Genomic DNA, 1091 nt, shown 5'->3' with positions numbered 1-1091 from the left:
ACATAACGCTGGCATAACACGTTTATTACTATGCAAACCAACCTGCATTTTACTGCCTTAATCACAAAACTAAAGGCAAACCCAGAACGCCGAATGTAATAAATCGTGTTGATGCGATTGTTGTGCGTGCTTACTTTCGGCTTGGTCAACTTGGTAAAGAACTGCCCTGCCAAGATTTTCTAAGCCCTGATTCTAATTTACCGATAGCAATTAAGCGAACAAAATGTTCTTAAATTGCGAGATAAAGTGAATGGAAAACAGATACATTTTTTACGCCATTTGAACGACTTGGTTTCAGAAGATTTGGAACTGATAAACCAAATATCCTAACCACAATTGGGATTGTAAATGCTGCGAGAAAAACACTGATGCAAACTAAAATGAGGCATAACCAAAGAACAATTGAAGCGTAAAATAGCCGCTGAAACGCCTGAACTTAGGGAAATAAGGGCTAATTTGCCGAACCTGATAATACGGAAACCAAAAGGCAATAAAGAAGAAAGAAACGCTTACTAAGCCGAAACTACAAAAGCCGCGATCCTTTTGATGAACCGTGCAAAAAATTTCGGACTCAGTACGCACAACGCCTGCATAACACGTTTGCTACTATGCAGACTTAGCTGAATTTTACTGCCTTAATCACTAAAACTAAAGGCAAACTGACAACGCCGAATGTAGCAAATCGTGTTGATGCATTTGTTATAAGCCTACCCAAAGATACGTGACCATAAACCTTTCTTTTCCACTTTTTTTATTTTTACCATTTCTTGTCGACTATTTTCGGAAGTTTCTTTATGCCCATCTGAAGCTGAAATAAGTATATTGACTAGGTTAAAAGTAGATTCATATTGATCGACTTCATACGCTTGAACAGATTTCATTTCTTTGAATAAGTTTCTAAAAATATCTTTCCAAGCTTTGTAATATTTCAAACAATGCTTTTCCGTTCCAAATATTTGACCATACGAACCGCAAAGTAATGCGTGAGTTATTTTCTTACGCTGCCCATTAATTAGCTTAGCTTTGTTAATTTGCTCATCATTAAGAGCTACAAGTATTAATGAATTTTCCATAATTTTCCTTTTGGCTTA

General features: G+C 36.4%; 1 protein-coding gene. It reads right to left on the bottom strand.

Annotation, left to right across the window (positions count from 1 at the left end):
- Positions 1-707: 707 nt before the first annotated feature.
- Positions 708-1073: a hypothetical protein gene (locus tag BTO22_RS13365; protein WP_105055934.1), complete on the bottom strand. Its 366-nt coding sequence runs from the start codon at positions 1071-1073 to the stop codon at positions 708-710.
- Positions 1074-1091: the final 18 nt, after the last annotated feature.

The organism is Aliivibrio sifiae (assembly GCF_002954705.1).
Taxonomy (GTDB): Bacteria; Pseudomonadota; Gammaproteobacteria; order Enterobacterales; family Vibrionaceae; genus Aliivibrio; species Aliivibrio sifiae_A.
This window is presented reverse-complemented; position numbering and strand designations above follow the sequence as displayed.

Coding starts and splice junctions, on each gene's coding strand:
- BTO22_RS13365 (WP_105055934.1), bottom strand. CDS start 1,073: ATGGAAAATTCATTAATACTTGTAGCTCTTAATGATGAGCAAATTAAC.